Genomic DNA, 17,984 nt, shown 5'->3' with positions numbered 1-17,984 from the left:
TTTGTGATTGATATTCGCTTGCAGCCTGGTATCCCTAATTTCTTGGGCTGAGGCCAGTCCAAGTTTACTTTAGCATCTGGATATTGAATGTTAATCTAGTCCAATGTGTTAATATTCCAGAATAAGAGGTAGTTGGTTCATTAATGAATAAACAATGTAATCAGCATCTCAAAGAAAGGTTAAGCAAATGAGGTCTACTAATGACTAGCCAAGAACGATTAATAGAGCTTGGCTTTAAATTTGGTAAGAACGGTGCCCATTCAGCACGTAGTATGATGATTGAAGAGTTGTCATTGTTACTGTTCTCATGCCCAGAAAACGCCACTCGTGAAGATTACGAAAAAGACATCGTTGAGTTTAATATTCTGCATAAGCCAACTGAGAAATCACGTAAGCTAACTTATCGTCACTTGGTTGATCTCTATGGCATCTCGTTAGATATTCCGCTGTTTAACGCTTTGCGAAAGTGGTGGGAACTATCCGAGGATTCACACGCTATATTAGCATTGCAACTTGCAGTTGCTCGAGACCCCATATTAAGAGGTTCAGCTGAACTGATCTTAAACCTTGAGCCTGGTGAACATATCTCCCGTGAAACAGTCGAAGCCCATTTGGCCAAGGATGATCCCGATCGCTTTAGTCCTGCTTCATTAAAATCATTCGCTCAGAATATTAATGGGACTTGGACGCAAGCGGGTTATTTGACAGGTAAAGCCAAAAAATACCGCGCAATACCAAAAGTTACCTATATCCATGTTGCCTATGCATTATTTCTCGCGCATTGTAATGGGCTATCTGGTCAGCGAATGTTTGATAGCTTTTGGTGCAAATTGTTAAACCAAGATAAAGACAGGCTTTTTGAATTAGCACATAGTGCCTCACTTCGAGGCCTTATCAACTTCAAGCAAGCCAGTGAAGTGGTCGAAGTCACATTTCCAAATATTGAAATACCTAAGGTGTAGGTAATGTCAGATAGATTATCAAAACTGTTAAACAGCTATGAAAGTCATATTAGCCTTCCATGGCCATCAACTGTGTCAGCGGATGAACGAACCATTTTTTTGGTTTATCACAAAGAAGATGAGCTAAAACTAAGAGCCCGAATAGGCGAGTTTGAACAGGCCACTACGCAGTATAACCACCCGTGGACGCTATTGGACTTAACCAACAGCTTTGAAACATGGATGGCTGACCAAGATTACAAAGAAACCTATTTTGAAGACCCTGAGTACCTTACTGGGCTTTATGGTGACTTTGCTGATGAACTTGTTGAGAGTCTTAAAAAACAGTTTGTCGATGACCAAGATGAAAATGATGTCATCGCAATGTTAGGCTGCGGTACATTATTTGGTTTTGCTTCAGTATCAGGGCTTGTTGAAGCCGTGGCTGAACATGTAAAGGGACGCTTGGTGATATTTTTTCCGGGCGAAGTACATAACAATAATTTTCAATTACTAGATGCAAAGGACGGTTGGGGATATCACGCCACCGCAATTTCAGCTAATTCATAGGGATCAAGGATGTTAAACCGTGAAATTTTTATAAACGACCCAATCAATAGTCGTTTAGCTAACAATGGTGTTGCACAAGTCAAGGACGATCACTCAAAAGCCGCGCTTGAAACACTCGAATACGAATTAAGAACCTTTGTGTGCGATGGGGCTTACGCTAAAGGTATGGATAGCATTTTAAGTCACTACTTAAGTGCGGTTAAAACCAATAGTGAACAACCTGGTGTGTGGATCAGTGGATTCTTTGGTTCTGGTAAGTCTCACTTAGCAAAAATGCTACGTACTTTATGGACTAACCAAACGCTAAATGATGGAAGCAATGCTCGTAGTGTTGTTGAACTACCTCCTCACATTGCCGCACATTTTGATGAGCTATCATCACTAGCCATTAATCACGGTGGTTTACATGCCGCATCAGGCACACTAGGTGCGGGTGTTCGTGACCAAGTGCGTATGGCATTTCTTGGCATTATCTTTAAATCTGTGGGTTTGCCAGAGCAGTATCATCTCGCACGTTTTGTTATGTGGCTAAAAGCAGAAGGCGTATTAGCTCAAGTACAGCAATACGTAAAAACTCACGCTAAAGCGAAAGACGGTGTCGATAGCTGGGACAAAGAGCTTAAAAACCTGCATGTATCTCCAATACTGCATACCGCCATATTAGACGCGATCCCAGGTTTTGCATCAGATGCCAAAGAAGTGCGTGAGATGCTTCGTTCTCAATACACAATTGTAAAAGACGTCACCAACGATGAAATGGTGTCAGCTTTAGTCGATGCAATATCTGTTGATGGTGAACTACCGTTAACCCTTGTCGTGCTTGATGAAGTACAGCAGTACATCAGTGATGATGCCCAGCGGGCATTTGATGTTCAAGAAGTGGTAGAAACCTGTAGTGGTGCAAGTGCATTAAAATCTAAATTACTGTTTATCGCCACAGGCCAAAGTGCCTTATCGGGTATGTCTAACTTGCAACGTTTATTAGGCCGTTTCCAGGTGCCGGTGCAACTTGAAGACACCGACGTGGATTCAGTGATCCGTAAAGTGATTCTGCAAAAGAAAAGCTCGGCAGAAGCACAAGTGCAAGCGGTTATTGATAACAACCTAGGTGAAATATCACGTCATTTGCGTGGTAGTACCATAGAACACAATAAAGACGATGAGAAATGGATGGTAAAAGACTATCCACTATTACCTGTCCGTCGTCGCTTTTGGGAGCGAATTCTTCCCGCACTAGATAAAACCGGTACCGGCTCTCAACTGCGCAATCAATTACGTGTGGTACATGAGGCTGTTAAAAATACCGCAGAAAAAGAGCTAGGTTATGTGGTCCCCGCAGATTTTATATACGATCAAATTGCGACTAATTTACTTCAAACCGGTGTGATATCAAAAGACATCTACGAAACCATCAGCCGTAAAAAAGCGGGTAATGGAGATGAGCAATTACAAGGCCGTTTATTATCTCTCATTTTACTGATCAGCAAGCTACCTAGTGATATTGAATATGGCATTCATTCAACGGTAGACAGCCTAGCGGATTTATTATTAGAAGATTTACAGCAAGATAAACACAAACTGCGCCCAATCGTACCCAAAATGTTGCAAGTGCTTGAGGATGAGCATTTGATCATGTCTATGGAAACCACTGTAGGGCAAGAGTACCGCTTACAAACGGTTGAAAGCCAAGCCTGGTACGATGAATTTCGCCGCCAGGAATCTGATTTAATCGGTAACCCACAAATGCTGGAGTCATACCGCTCTAAAGAACTGCAAACTTATGTACGTCAACAAATTGCTCAAGCACGCATTACCCAAGGCAGTGTTGCAGAGTCCCGCATGATCACGGCGATTTTTGAGGGTGAACTACCTAAAGATGCGAATACAAAAATCTGCGCTTGGGCACCTGAAGTAACAGAGAAACAGTTTAATGATTTATCTCGGGGTAGCGATCCTGATGAGGCAACCATTTTTATCCATGTGCCGACATCACACCGTAGTGAATTACAAGCGGCAATAGTCTCGCTTAAAGCGGCAGAGAACACGTTAGACATTCGTGGTGGTGCCACTACCGACGCAGGTAAAGAAGCTAAAGATGCCATGGAGACTCGTTTACGAGATGCCGAGAGAACTAAAAAGGCATTGCTGAAAGATATCTTCTCGCAAATTCAAGTTCGCTTAGCGGGTGGTCAAGAAGTTGAAGGCGAAACCCTAAAAGATCAAATTCAAAATGCCGGTGAAATAGCGTGCCAGCGTTTATACCATAAATTTAAAATAGCTGATGATAAAGGCTGGGCTAAAGTGTTTGAGCGTGCAAGTAAGCATGCTGATGCCAATGCACTCGAAGCTATTGGCCATAATGATGATGCCGACAAACACCCAGTATGCGCCGAAATAAAACGTTTTATTGGTTCAATGAAGCCAGGAAAAGATATTGTCGACAACTTCCGCCAAGCGCCTTTTGGTTGGAGTAAAGACACCATCGATGGTGCATTGCTTGCAATGGTCGCCGCCAATATTTTACGCGCCGCCGACAACCAAGAGAGAGCGGTAGATGCTAAAAAGTTAGATAGGTCTTCTATAACTCAAACAAAATTCCGCCCTGAAAATGTTACTTTATCAAAAGTACAGTTAATCAAGGTGCGTGGAGTCATTAGTACTTTGCATGAGCAAACATGCAATGCCGGTGAAGAAGCAACCAATCTACCGCAAGCCATTATTAATGCTCGTAACCTTGCTCGCCGTGCTGGTGGTGAAGCACCACTACCTATGGCGCCTAGTACTAAATTGCTCACTGATTTAGAGATGTATTCTGGTAACGACCAGTTACAACACGTGTTCGATAATAAAGATCAATTACTCAGCGACTTTGCTGATTGGCAAGCATTGGCTGATAAAGTTAAAGCTCGCCAAGCGCGTTGGAGTGATTTTGAACTTGCACTTAAGTATGCAAAAGATTTAGGTATCTTTAGTGCTTTAGATAAAGAGCGCCAAGCGATTATCGCTAATCGTAGTTTATTAGATGATCCAAATCCGGTGGATGCTTTACTCAAGCAAGCGGTTAATGGCTTACGCGACACGCTAACGAGTCGGTTAAACGAGTACCAGCAAGAGCATAAAGCTTGCATGCTCGAGCTTGAAGAAGATGAAAACTGGCAAAAACTCGATGAAACTAAACGCAATGAATTCTTAAAAAAACGTCATCTTGATAAGTTGCCTGCAGTCAATGTGAGTGATGCGGCTGGTGTATTTGACTCGCTCGATGAGATTAATTTTGATCAATGGAGTGATAAAACTGCCGCGCTACCGAGTATTTTCGACCAAGTACTTAAAGATGCCATCAGTGAGCTGACACCAAAAGTCAGGTATTACAAACTCAATAAGCCGTTAATCGAAGATGAAACCCAGCTACAAAAGTGGCTGGACAAAGTCGAAAAAGATTTACGTGCAGAGCTCGCCAAAGGACCAGTTGTGCCATCTTAAATGGTGCATTTACTTATTATATAGTATTTAGCCGCTCACCCTTGCTCTATGTGTTCATCACACAAGCAAGGGTTTATCACATATATGGCTAACGATTAATGGCTAATAACTAATTGATCGAGTCTAAACATGAGTGTCTAAACACTAGCGGCTAGACATTCATAGCTAAAAAATTTAAGAGATAACTATGCGCAGTTCACTCGATAAAACATTACGTAAAAAATTAGAGATTACAGTTGAAAAAGCTCGTGAGGTGGTTGAAGCCGCAGTCACAGATGCACTAACACGACTAGGCGTTGCTGATACCCAAGCACCCAGCTATTTATCCGATGATGAGCGTAAGCTGCGTAACACTTTACGCGCCCATGCCCGCCAGTTAGGCGATAAGCTCGTGGGTAGCGAACAAGAAACCGAGTCACTGGTTAATGAAATGGCCTACGAGCATTGGCATCGCATGCTGTTTGCTCGTTATCTCGAGCAAAATAATCTGCTCATGTATGAAGGCACCCCGGTAACACTGGATGAGTGCAACGAGCTTGCCGAAGAAGAACCTGATTGTAAAGACGGTTGGGAGCTAGCGGGCCGTTTAGCACAAAAAATGTTGCCGCAAATCTTCCGTGCCGACTCGCCTGTATTCGAGATTAAGCTATCCATCAACCATATCAATACCCTCGAAAACCTCATCGCTGAGTTAGATTTAGCTACTTTCCAAGCCCAAGACAGCCTAGGTTGGTGTTATCAGTTTTGGCAAAATAAAAAGAAAAAACAGGTTAATGAGTCTGGGGTAAAGATTGGTGCCAAAGAGCTAAGCCCTGTTACTCAGTTATTTACCGAGCCTTATATGGTGTCGTTTTTACTCGATAATGCCCTCGGTGCCTGGTGGGCTAAACGCCGCTTGAGCAGTGATGATTTAATCCGCGCTAACAGCGAACAAGAGCTACGTGAACTTGCCGCTATTCCTGGTGTTCCACTTGAGTATCTGCGCTTTGTTAAGGATGAAAGTGCCAACAGCGAAGATAAAAGTGCCTACAGCGAACAGAATGAGGGGAGCTGGAAGAGTGCTGCGGGTGATTTTGACAAATGGCCTGAGCATTTAAGTGAGTTGAAAACCCTCGATCCCTGTTGTGGTTCAGGTCACTTTTTGGTGGCAGTGTTTTTAATGTTAGTACCGATGCGCATGCATCTTGAAGGCTTAACGGCTAAAGAAGCGGTCAATGCGGTATTGCAAGATAACATCCATGGCCTAGAGCTAGATCAACGCTGTGTGGAGTTGGCAGCGTTTGCATTAGCGCTTGAAGCTTGGCGTTACCCTGGTGCTGGCGGTTATCGTGTGTTGCCGGAGTTGCAACTCGCCTGTTCAGGTATGTCGATTACTGAGGCACAAAAAGAATGGAAAGATTTAGCTAAAGGAGATGAAGCACTTTCTGATGCTATTTCTTGGATGCAAAATACATTTAAAGATGCGCCAACCTTGGGGAGTTTGATAGATCCTAACAAAGCTTTAAAAGTTGACGGAACTCCACCTTGGGAGTTGTTACAGTCAGCAATGGCAAATAAGTCTGACGCTAGTAGCGAAGCAAAGGCTACAGCGCAAGGATTAGCTAAGGCTGCTGGTTTGCTGGCTGATAAATATCAGTGGGTTGTAACTAATGTGCCTTATTTAGGTCGTGGACTTCAAGAAAGGAAGTTACAGGTACATTGTGAGCTTTATTTTGAAGATTCCAAAAGTGACTTATCAACTGTTTTTTTGGAAAGATGCATTGAACAATGCGGTCGTTTTGGAGAATCAAGCATAGTTCTGCCTCAAAACTGGTTGTTTCTTGCGTCCTATAAAAAAGTTCGTGAAAAGCTTCTTACAAACAAAACTTGGAACTTGATAGCTAGATTAGGTGCTGGGGCATTTGAGACAATATCAGGTGAAGTTGTTCAAGCAATTTTAATTTCCATCAATAATCAAAAACCAGAATCATCAAAAAACTTTTATGATGTAAACTTGAGCCAACATGTGGGTAGTAATGGCAAGTCAATTGCACTTGCTAATTGTCAATTTGACTTATTGAATCAGGCTCAACAACTTAAAAATCCAAACTCAAGAGTAATGGCATACAAAAGTGAATCTGCTTACTTGAAGTCATTTTGCAGCACTTATAAAGGCTTATGCTTAGGAGATGCTGAACGGTTTTCATTTGCATTTTGGGAAATCACTACATCGCCATCTTGGATATTCATGCAGGGCAGCTTTCCAGGTACATCTACTTATGGTGGTCTAAATAACATTATTAAGTGGCAGAATGGAAACGGTGATTTTCATCGTTATGTTGAAGAAAGACTCGGAGAAAGAGTTAGTTCATGGATTCGTGGTCTTGATGCATGGGGCAAAAATGGAATAATGCTAAGGGTTATGGGCGATCTACCTGCAACCTTGTATCGAGGAAACACATATAACAATAATGTCAGCACCATAATTCCTAATGATGAGGATGACTTAGAGGCTATTTGGTCTTTTTGCTCAAGCGAAGAGTATTGTAAGGAAGTTAGAAATATTAATCAGAAACCAAGTATTACTGATGATTCCTTTTTGCACGTTCCATTTGAAATTGAGAAATGGTCAAAAATAGCTGAAGAAAAATATCCCAACGGCCTCCCACAACCATACACAGATGACCCAACCCAATGGATCTTCCATGGTCATCCATGTGCCTCTGTAGTTTGGGATGAAGAAACTAAAACCACCGCTGTTGGCGAATTACGCCAGGAATACACCGTACTGCAAGTCGCTGTTGCACGCTTACTTGGTTACCAATGGCCTGCTGAGTTAGACGAAGACATGGAACTGGCACCTCAAATGCGCCAGGTGATGCTAAAAAATGCTGATTTTGATGGCCTAGTCGATGACGATGGTATCGTCTGTATTCCTGCTATTCGTGGTGAAATGAACGCGGTAAAACGTATAGAGGCAATATTACAAAAAGCCTATGGCTCAGCCTGGTCAAACTCGGTTGAAGCTAATCTACTTAAGGCAGTGAAGTCCACCAGCATAGATGATTGGCTGCGAGATAAGTTTTTTGAACAACATTGTAAGCTGTTCCAGCATAGACCCTTTATCTGGCAAATCTGGGATGGCTTAAAAGATGGCTTTTCGGCATTAGTGAATTACCACAAGCTCGACTATAAAGGCCTTGAACGTCTTATCTATACTTACCTCGATGACTGGATAAGCACCCAAAAGCGCGGTATCGCCGATGGTATCGATGGGGCAGACATTCGTTTGTCTGCTGCTGAAAACCTAAAGACACAACTCGAGGCAATCTTAGCTGGTGAAAAAGGCTTAGATATCTTTGTTCGCTGGAAACCATTAGCAGAGCAACCTATTGGTTGGCACCCAGATCTGAATGATGGGGTACGTCTCAACATCCGCCCATTTATGCTAGCGAAAGATGTGGGTAAAAAAGGCGCAGGTGTACTGCGTGGTAAGCCAAACATCCACTGGAAAAAAGACCGAGGTACAGATGTAGCTTCCGCTCCATGGTTTGACCTTGGCCCAGTTTACGGTGAGAAAGAGGGTAGTCGTATTAACGATCATCACCTTACGCTTGCTGAAAAGAAAGCGGCTAGGGAAGCTAAGGAGTCTTCAGGTGTCTAAAAACATTACTGGGGCAGAGTATGCCCTTTCTAAAATTTTTAGTTCAGATTTCGATTATGAAATCCCTCCGTATCAGCGCCCTTATGCTTGGACGACAGAACAAGCAGGCGAGCTATTCGACGACCTGTACGATTTTTATCAACATGAAGCCGAGGAAAGTTATTTCCTCGGAAGTATTGTTTTGGTGAAAGAGGAAAATAAACCACATTCGCAGGTTATTGATGGTCAACAGCGGCTTACAACATTAACTATATTGATCGCCGCATTGACTTCGTTGATGGAAGATGACGAAGCACGGAACGAATGCTTTACCTACATTCAGGAGCCAGGAAAGAAATTTCAGGGTATTCCAGCAAAACCTCGTTTGGCACTTCGACAGCGTGATCGAGAGTTTTTTGCTAATACAGTTCAAACACTGAAGTTTGATGAGCTTGCTAATATTGATGAAGCTACTTTGGAGAATGAGTCTCAGGTCAACATTCGCAAAAATGCTTTGCTACTTCAGACTAAGCTACGTAAGGCGCTTGTTAGAGAGCAGTCTCTAATCAACTTTGGCGTGTTCTTAATGACGCGTTGTTTTTTGGTTGCAGTGACATCGCCAAGCCAACAGTCTGCATTTCGTGTTTTTTCTGTCTTGAATAACCGTGGTTTAGATCTTCTACCTTCAGATCTCATTAAAGCTGATGCTATAGGCAAGATTGCGGAGCAAAAACGAGATGAATTTAACGATACGTGGGAAGCGATTGAAGTAGAAACTGGTCGAGACGGTCTAAATGATCTTCTCACCTATATTCGAATGATTTATGCCAAAAATAAGGCAAAAAGAGCGTTACTTGAAGAGTTTAAAGAACACGTTTTAATAAAAACACCAGAGCCTGAAACGCTAATCAACGACATCATAATGCCATACGCTGATGCGTACCTAATAGCGCGTGATTGCGCTTATCAATCTACAGATAATGCTGGAGAAATTAACCAGGTACTTTATTGGTTGAACAAGATTGATAACTCAGACTGGTTACCTGTAGCTATAAGCTACCTTGCTAAATTTGGAACAGATAGTAATGCAGTGTTGGATTTCATCATTCGTCTGGAGCGTTTAGCTGCAAAGCTACATATATGCGCGGCTAACATTAACCAACGTATTGAGCGTTATGCCGATGTGCTTGATTGTATCGAGAGGTCTGACTCGTCAGATGTAGAATCTATAAATCTAACACAAGCTGAAGCACAAGAGTTCGTTGACGTTATTAACGGAAACGTTTATCACCTAACGGCTCGAAGACGTAATTACCTTATTCTTAGAACCGATTCTTTCCTTACCGATGGGGCTGCTAAGTACGAGCATTCTGTACTCACTATAGAGCATGTACTACCACAAACAGTAGAAGTCGGGAGTGATTGGGATAACAACTGGCCTGATGACGAAGAGAGAGATAAGTGGACACATCGCTTGGCTAACCTTGTTCCTTTGACACAAAGGAGGAACTCTCAAGCTTCAAATTTTGATTTTGAGCGCAAGAAAACCGCATATTTCGGCGGTAAAAGCGGAATCTCGTCCTATGTGTTGACGACGCAGGTTCTAAATGAACCAATATGGACGCCTGAAGTACTAGAACGCCGCCAACAAGAATTAGTAGACCTTTGCAAACAACGTTGGAACCTTGATGTTAGTTGTTAATTATTTAATCGAGCAGTTACGAAACTCAGCAACTTTTAATAAGTCAGTTCAAGTAGCACCTGCTGCCATTTTGTGGACAGACATTGATTGCCAATGGCAATCCGCAATGCCATACATCAAGCAGCAGTTGCCTGAACTAATTGAACTCGGTGAATACAAACCCGAAGAGCGTACAGGCCCAGCGATTTGGGTTAAGTGTGCGATTGCGGGTGTGTTAGAGGATTGCCAATTACCTGCGAGTAAAACGCCAATTATCTATTTACCTGGAGTAGGGCGCAAAGATTTACGTGCCATTGAGCAGTGCCCTGATTATTTGCGTCCGCTTGCAGAGTTGCAATACCGTGGTTGCTGGTGGGCGTATAATTCGGCTGGTCGTGATTGGAGCGTATCGTCATTTTTGACCAATCCCAATGTCGGTTTAGGCCTAGATTTAGCTAAAGATAAAAAAACCTTAGATGCGATAATTCAGGTGTTGCCGGATATTCTTGAATCACCGGCAGAACGGTTACAAGGTAAAAAATTAACTGCCGATGAGTTTTATGCCATTGTATTAAATGATCCTGCTAAAGATATTTTGGCTTGGCTGAATAACCCCCAAGAGAAAGAGTCGCAATGGCAAGGTAATAAATGGGACATTTTCAAGCAGTCTTGTGCTCAAAATTACGGTTTTACACCGACTCAGACTCAACTGAATATCCCATTAAGTTTGTTATGTGGAGCGGACGGAGCTTGGCAAAGTGTGTGGCAGCGCTTTATTGATACTGCATCTAACCTCCCTCTACTAGTTAAGCGTTTAGCTGATGTTGAGCCATCAGGCTTAGCGTTTGAGGCGCAGCATTACTTATTTGAGAATAACCGCGATGAACGTGCTATTGAGAGCGAGCTTAAAGCGCTAAAAGATAAGATGCGTGTTGATATTGCCGCCGTCATCACTCGATTATGGAGCGAACAACACCAACGCCAATCTTGGGTTTGGGCACAATTAGGTTTATCTCCATGGTTAGCAATATTAGCTGAGTTAAAAGCTGTGCTGGAGCATACAGAAATTTCCTTTAATGGCTCGTCACCTCAAGCAATGGCAGAGTTTTACCAAGAACGATTTTGGCAAGCTGATGCTTCGTCCATTGCCGCCATGGCTAAGGCGCAAGATATCCACCAACAAGAGGTGATTGCTGATGTATTAGCGGTTATTTATACACCTTGGTTAGAGCAGGTGACATTGAATTTTCAAACCTTGGTGGAGCAAAGAGGCTACCCTGGTGATAATCAAATTAAAGAGTCTACATCTCATTATACTGTTGGCGGTGAAGTGATCTTTTTTGTTGATGGCTTGCGTTTTGATACCGCGAAATTATTAGAAGTTAAGTTAAGTCGGCTTGGCCTTAATATCGACTTAACCACGCAATGGGCGGCACTGCCATCGTTAACTGCGACGGCTAAAGCTGCGGTTACGCCGGTGGCAGATCTATTGTCGGGCCTTCAAGATAATGAAAACTTTACACCCGTTCTATTAGGTACAGAGTCTGAGTTTTCTGCTTATCAGTTTAAAAAAGCCTTAGCTGAAAAAGGTTGGCAATATTTAGAGGGTTTAGAAACCGGTGAACCCGATGGTTATGCCTGGGTGCAAACGGGCGACTTAGATAATATGGGGCATGCTCAGCAACGTAAAATGCCATTGCATATTGATGCTGTGCTTAATGATGTTGCTGCTCGAATAGAAGGGCTTTTGAATGCTGGATGGAAGCGAATTAAGGTTGTAACAGATCACGGCTGGCTTTGGGTGCCGAACAAGTTGGCTGAGGCGAGTATCCCTAAAACATCGGTGAAAAAACGCTTAACTCGTTGCGCTATTTTGAAAGACAATATGAGCTCATCTGGGTTAACGGTTCCTTGGCATTGGAACCCAAGTGTCACAGTTGCGATGGCTCCAGGCATTGCAGGTTATATCGGTGGGGATTACTACAATCACGGTGGTTTGAGCCTTCAAGAGTGCTTAACGCCAGTGCTTAACGCCAGTGCTTAATATCAAGATTTAGTTAAACACTCGTTAAACAAATAAAGTTGTTAATACTGTAAAACAAGGACCGTTTTTGATGGGTACAGATTTAGTTCCAAGTAAAATAAAAGTAGATGACCTGTCATTGTCTACACGTTTTAGTGCAAAAATAGGTGATGATTACCGTCAGGCTGTCGAAGTCATGATGGTGTTTCCGGAATATGCGTTACTTAAATATAGACAGGTACTTGAACAACTGTCAGTTGCACTGTGCAAGTTACATAAAATACCTACCGATCACTATGATTCTCTACATGTTCAAATTAATGAACTTTGTCATCAGGGAAGAATTGATGACAAATTAAAAAGTAAACTCCATGAATTAAGAATCATGACTAATAAAGCTGTTCATAAAGCACCCTGTTTAGAAGGTGATTTAGAGCAATGTCAAGTTCAAGAATATAGGCAAGAGTTTATATCTGAGAGAAATAAACAAAATAAGGAAGCACAAGATAAGGCAATACATGGTAGGGCATTATTGTTTGATATACTAAAAGCTTGTAGTGCTGATTTTAGATATATAAAGCCTAATGAAAAGCTATACATGGCCAACTTAGAGCATCTAGAGTTGAGAGAGTTGGTGTTTAATGCTCTGAATTCTCAGCGTGCTCATGATAAGTTTTTAGGTGGCAAAGCTATTGAAAAAATACTTACTGATCAAGAGACTCAGTCTGGTTCATTGATAGCTAGTTATGCTGATATTAGCAATAAGAAGTCGCAATTAAAAATAGCAGCCTCATTTTATAAAGCTGCAATTGAAATTGATGCCGAATTAGATGACCTTGATACGAAGATATTACTTGATAACTCTAAAGTTGAGCAATATCAGTTTTCGAGAAGTAAAGCAGAATATTTGTTCCACTTTGCTGACATAGCTGTAAATGAAGATTTAGGCGAAGAGTTGTATAAAGAAGGTTTTGCTGCATTGGAAGTGGCTGTAAAAAAATCCTTTATGCCAGCTATAGCTTTACTGGGTGCTAAATACTATTCTGATGAAAATTACAGCAATGCATTAAATCTGTTAATGACAGCTTTTCAGTCTGATAACGCTCTCGCTGCACGTTTTTTATTTTATTATTATTCTGAGGGTAAAGCATGCAACAAAGACCCTTTGTTAGCTATAAAATATATAGAAAAAGCCTGTGAACTTGAATGTACGTATTCTATGCTTCAATTAGCAATGGACTATTATAATGGTGATACATTTGAAAAAAATGTTGATAAAGCCAAGTATTGGATGAACCTTGCAGCAGAGAAAGGAAATCTAAAGGCAAAATTAGGCTATGATTTATTTTTCGGAAATACCATTCAAAAAATAACCTCTGCATTTTCTGATAACCTAATGAAAGCTCTCGATGATGCTAAAGAAGGATTAAAATCTAAACCACTACAAGTAGGAAAAAAACTAGGAGTTAATGAACCTTGTCCTTGTGGCTCAGGTAAGAAGTATAAAAAATGTTGCCGAAACAAACTAATTTGACGAAGGCACCAGAAAACTGGGTAGCTGTCAGATCTGGTCTGAGCTAGTACACTTTTAGTTGAATTTAAAACACGCTGATATGCTTGATCCTACCACTGTGTAAGGTCTCATCGTTTTGTATTGTCGAATCGGTTCGCTCTTGAGAGTAATCACCTCGTTGATAGAGCAAGATTAACGTGTCATCTAGATCGATATCAAAAAGCGTACAAATTTCTGCCATATCTTCGATGTCCATAGCGCGTTTGTATGCGTCCATTTGACCGGATAAATTGTAAATACTAAAGATACTGGCCATCACTCGTTTATCTTCGGTTTTCTCACCACCGCCAGGATTAACAATACGGTTGAATTCGACTGATTCACCATTATTTAAGCTCTGAGTAAAATGCTGTGCCCTGGATTTAGCACAACTAGGCGTGTAGTCATTATAGGTTACACCATTAACCCATTGAGCCTTGATCCAGTTTTGATGAGTCCCGCGTAATGCGCGACCTTTTTTGCGAATTGGTCCATCATTGTCGAGCAGTTCTTGTCTAATAAGTTGAATAGCGCTTAGTAATTCAGAGTCAGTAGTCAATGTACTATAATCAAAGTCTGGTTCATTAAGCTTCCCAGGTACGACAATGTAACCTTTGGTTAAATATATTTTTGAGTCATCTAGTTTTCTGGTTATAACAGTTTTTACTGTTGGTGTAACAATAGTACCTCTGTCGAATCCTTGGACATCATACTTAACGCAAATTTGTTCAAATACTTCTTGGAGCCCTTCAAACTCTTTCTCTTTGTCCCTATCTCGGGACTCTAAATGCTCTAATAACTCACTGTATGCTCGAACCGCATCGAGATTGGTATAGTGTTTTGCCTGTGTATTTTGATGATAGCCACATGCACGACCAATGTTGGCCTGGACCACTGCTGCAATGTTGGCAATACTACTGTCCCATGTATTGATTAATGTCTCTTTCATTTTCTGACCAAAATTAACACCAGCGCGGAATCCTGCGACAGTAATAGCAATCAGTTTTTCATCAAATAGACTCGCCGTTTCAAACTCCCTTTTTAAATCATCAATGGAGCAGAGTTCATGCTCCTCAACACCGACTAACTTTTGGCCAACTATGTGAATTTGGTCTTCATCAATACCATTTTCGAGTAAGATCTGTTTTGCCGACTTTGCTTGACTACTTGGAACTCTGATGAGAGACCAACCAGTACCCACATGTTCTTTAAATTGCTTAATAAAGCGCTTTCTCATCAGCGATTCTTCACAGAAATCTCGGTGACTCTCATCAAGTTTAATAATCTGATTGAAGCGATGCATCTGGCGAATACCATGATATTCGCTACTTGTCTGATGAAATACGAGGGAGGTATTAAAGTTATGGTGCAATATGGAGTCTGCACCCGCAGCATAAAGAGCGCTGAATGGTGTTGCGGAAACAAAAGCAACTCGGCAATGAATATTATCCCTTTCTAAATAACTGAACACTTTATCATAACGGACACTGTCGCTACTTGAACCGTAGTGGCATTCATCAATGATAATAAGATGTGGCTGATGATGTTTAAAATCCACTTTTAGGGCTGTTTCGAAGTTGGTAAAGTTGCTTACAACGACATTTTTACATGGAGCTAAATCTTTTTTAGCTTGTTCTTGAAGGGCTATATCAGGCATGGTGACTAGGTAAAGTGTATCTTTTAACTTTTTTCTATCGCGAATGAATTCATCAGAAAGTGATAGTCGTTGTAACCCTGCTAACGCTAAAGCAATCCCTGACTTACCTGATTGCATCTCTGCGGAAATGACAACTGCTCTTGAGCCCGTGTTGAACTTAGAGAATGTGTTATGAGCGGCATTTCGCTGATGTTCAAATGTATGTTCTTGAATTGTTTGTTCAACATAGTGCCGATGCTTTTGTGCCATTGTTAGTACTCTTAAATCAGGTCGGGGGAGAGCTCCCCCTTTATATTTAGTAGGTCAGTTCAGCGGCATCAGAGAAATGAGATTCATCACTGAGATCACCTGATTTGGCTGGTAATTGATTGTGTTCTTTTTTTGCCAGTGAACGTTCGAGATCATATTCACCACGTTTATAGAGAACGAACATTGTGTCATCGCGTTCAATACCGAAGTGATCGCACATCTCCCATACATCTTCGGTAGTCATGATTTTTTTATCTACCTGCCTACGGGATATGTTGTAGATGCTAAATATAGAGGCGGTAATGAGTTTATTTTCAGAAAACTCACCAGAACCTGGAGCGACAACACGATTAAATTCAAGGTATTCACCATTATTTAGCATATTGGTATACATAATAGTTTTCTCTTTTTGAGTCCCATCTACTCGCGCCTTTTCTGGGTTGTCGTAACTATCACCATTGATCCAATGAGCCTTAATCCAGTTCTTTGTCTTGCCCCGCATAGCTCTATTACCCTTGACACTGGGCGCACCCTTAGCCGTAAACTCATGTCTGATTAATTCAATAGCTTGTAATAAATGCTTATCATTAGTGTAATGACTAAAATCTGAATCATGGTCTAGTAACTTTGCTGGTACTGCTATGTAATTACTTGTCTTGTAAGTTTCTACATCATCAATAGGCTTACGACGTTTGTATTTTATGGTCAGACCTACATCGAGGCCATTTACCTGGAACTCCTGACAAACGTCTTCAAAGAATTCTTTTAAGCCATCAAAGTCTGAGGCTGCAGATTCAGAACATGTTTTTTCAAGATGGTCTAAAATTGCAGCATAAGCTTCAGCGGCATTAATATTGGTATAGTGCATTGAAGAGTTGTTACCATGATAACCACAAGCTCGGCCAATATTTGCTTGTACAACCGCAGCGACACTTGCAACAGTGCTGTCCCAAGTGGATATTAGGTTATTCTTCATCATGGCGCCAAAGTTGATACCCGCTCTTGCTCCAGCCACAGTTATCGCAATAAGTTTGTCTTCAAAAAGTTGTGCATCATCAAATTCCTTTTTAAAACGTTCAATACTGCAGTGTTCGTCCTCGGGTACACCACTAAGTGAGTTTCCTAAAATATAAATCGAATTCTCTTCCAGGCCTTGTGAGATGAGAAATTCCTTCGCATTCATTGCACTGCCTGCAGGAACTCGAACTAACGACCAACCAACACCTTGATGATCTTTAAACTGGTTAATAAAAGCATCACGTTCAACTGAAGGATAAAGAAAGTTTCTGCTATCACCTTCTAAACTTTTAACTTTGTCATTGTGAAGCATTTCTCTCACGCCATAATACTCTTCACTTGTCTTGTGGAAAACTAAGCGAGTGTTGAAGTCTCGGCGGAGTATAGAGTCTTTTAGTGCCTTTTCAGCGATATCATTAGCTTCGTTGAATAATTCGTTGTCTTGTTTCGACTCTGCTTCGGCTTGCAACTCCAACGCTTCTTCATATTCTGTTTCTGCGCCATATAGAGCACCAAATGGAGTTGCTGAAATGAAGACCACTTTGCAAGAGTCATTTTCCTGCTCTAAGTAATCGAATATTTTGCTATATCGAACTGCTGAAACATTCGAACCGTAATGGCATTCGTCAATGATAATGAGTTTAGGGGGGTTACCTTTGAATTCGTTCTCAAGTGCTTTTTCAAAATTAACAAAGTTGCTAACGATTACGTTTTTGGCAAGAACTAAGTCATCTTCAGCTTGTTCTTTTAGCGCTGTATCAGGCATTGTTACTAGATAGAGTGTATCTTTAAGATGTCTTCTCTCACAGATGTCGTTATCACTGAGACTTAAGCGTTGCTGGCAGCATAAAGCTAGAGCAATGCCTGATTTCCCCGCTTGCATCTCCGCGGTAGTGACCACAGCTCTAACATCTCCCGTAAGAGCAGAAAATGTTTTTGTTGCCGCATCGACCTGATGGGCATGTAAAGCATCACCCTCAAGAATATCGGTGACAAGTTGGCGGTGTTTTTGAGCTTGTTCAATCATTGCTTTATGCCTTCCCTGGGAATAATAGAATATTTATACAAGATTCTAACCGATAAGTCTCAATATAAAGATGATAATCATTAGTTTCGATACGAATGCTAGATTGAAAAATCTTGATTGTGAAGTGGTACTTGTTAGCTACAATTTTTGACTTAATTTTAA

The 17,984-nt window shown here is 41.4% G+C and carries 9 protein-coding genes; 7 read left to right on the top strand and 2 right to left on the bottom strand.

Annotated features, from left to right (window positions below; all coding sequences use genetic code 11):
• Positions 1-200 precede the first annotated feature (200 nt).
• The 7 genes from K0I73_RS17065 to K0I73_RS17035 all read left to right on the top strand — a co-directional run bounded on the left by K0I73_RS17065 (position 201) and on the right by K0I73_RS17035 (position 13,854).
• Positions 201-962, top strand: a complete 762-nt coding sequence (locus K0I73_RS17065; protein ID WP_220062219.1) for a hypothetical protein — start codon at positions 201-203, stop codon at positions 960-962.
• 3 nt (positions 963-965) lie between these two features.
• Positions 966-1,511, top strand: a complete 546-nt coding sequence (locus K0I73_RS17060) for a BREX protein BrxB domain-containing protein (RefSeq protein ID WP_220062218.1) — start codon at positions 966-968, stop codon at positions 1,509-1,511.
• Between the two features lie 9 nt (positions 1,512-1,520).
• Positions 1,521-4,994, top strand: a complete 3,474-nt coding sequence (gene brxC, locus K0I73_RS17055; RefSeq protein ID WP_220062217.1) for a BREX system P-loop protein BrxC — start codon at positions 1,521-1,523, stop codon at positions 4,992-4,994.
• A 187-nt stretch (positions 4,995-5,181) separates the two neighbouring features.
• On the top strand, positions 5,182-8,637 hold the full coding sequence (locus tag K0I73_RS17050) for an Eco57I restriction-modification methylase domain-containing protein (protein ID WP_220062216.1): 3,456 nt from the start codon (positions 5,182-5,184) through the stop codon (positions 8,635-8,637).
• Complete coding sequence (locus tag K0I73_RS17045) at positions 8,630-10,318, top strand: DUF262 domain-containing protein (RefSeq protein WP_220062215.1); 1,689 nt, start codon at positions 8,630-8,632, stop codon at positions 10,316-10,318. Before K0I73_RS17050 ends, K0I73_RS17045 begins: the two co-directional genes overlap by 8 nt.
• Positions 10,305-12,341 (top strand): BREX-1 system phosphatase PglZ type B, encoded by a 2,037-nt coding sequence (pglZ, locus tag K0I73_RS17040; protein WP_220062214.1) that lies wholly within the window; start codon positions 10,305-10,307, stop codon positions 12,339-12,341. Before K0I73_RS17045 ends, pglZ begins: the two co-directional genes overlap by 14 nt.
• Before the next feature lie 70 nt (positions 12,342-12,411).
• Positions 12,412-13,854 carry an SEC-C metal-binding domain-containing protein gene (locus K0I73_RS17035; protein WP_220062213.1) on the top strand — a complete coding sequence of 481 codons (1,443 nt, stop codon included), beginning with the start codon at positions 12,412-12,414 and terminating at the stop codon, positions 13,852-13,854.
• Positions 13,855-13,918: 64 nt separating this feature from the next.
• Here the strand turns inward: K0I73_RS17035 and K0I73_RS17030 are convergent, their stop codons facing one another.
• Together K0I73_RS17030 and K0I73_RS17025 are read right to left on the bottom strand one after the other, a co-directional pair.
• Positions 13,919-15,778 carry a DEAD/DEAH box helicase family protein gene (locus K0I73_RS17030; protein ID WP_220062212.1) on the bottom strand — a complete coding sequence of 620 codons (1,860 nt, stop codon included), beginning with the start codon at positions 15,776-15,778 and terminating at the stop codon, positions 13,919-13,921.
• 46 nt (positions 15,779-15,824) lie between these two features.
• The gene (locus K0I73_RS17025; RefSeq protein WP_220062211.1) at positions 15,825-17,822 is read right to left on the bottom strand and encodes a DEAD/DEAH box helicase; all 1,998 of its coding nucleotides are present in this window, start codon (positions 17,820-17,822) and stop codon (positions 15,825-15,827) included.
• Positions 17,823-17,984: the final 162 nt, after the last annotated feature.

Origin of the sequence: Shewanella mesophila, assembly GCF_019457515.1 — a bacterium.
GTDB classification, from domain to species: Bacteria; Pseudomonadota; Gammaproteobacteria; order Enterobacterales; family Shewanellaceae; genus Shewanella; species Shewanella mesophila.
This window is presented reverse-complemented; position numbering and strand designations above follow the sequence as displayed.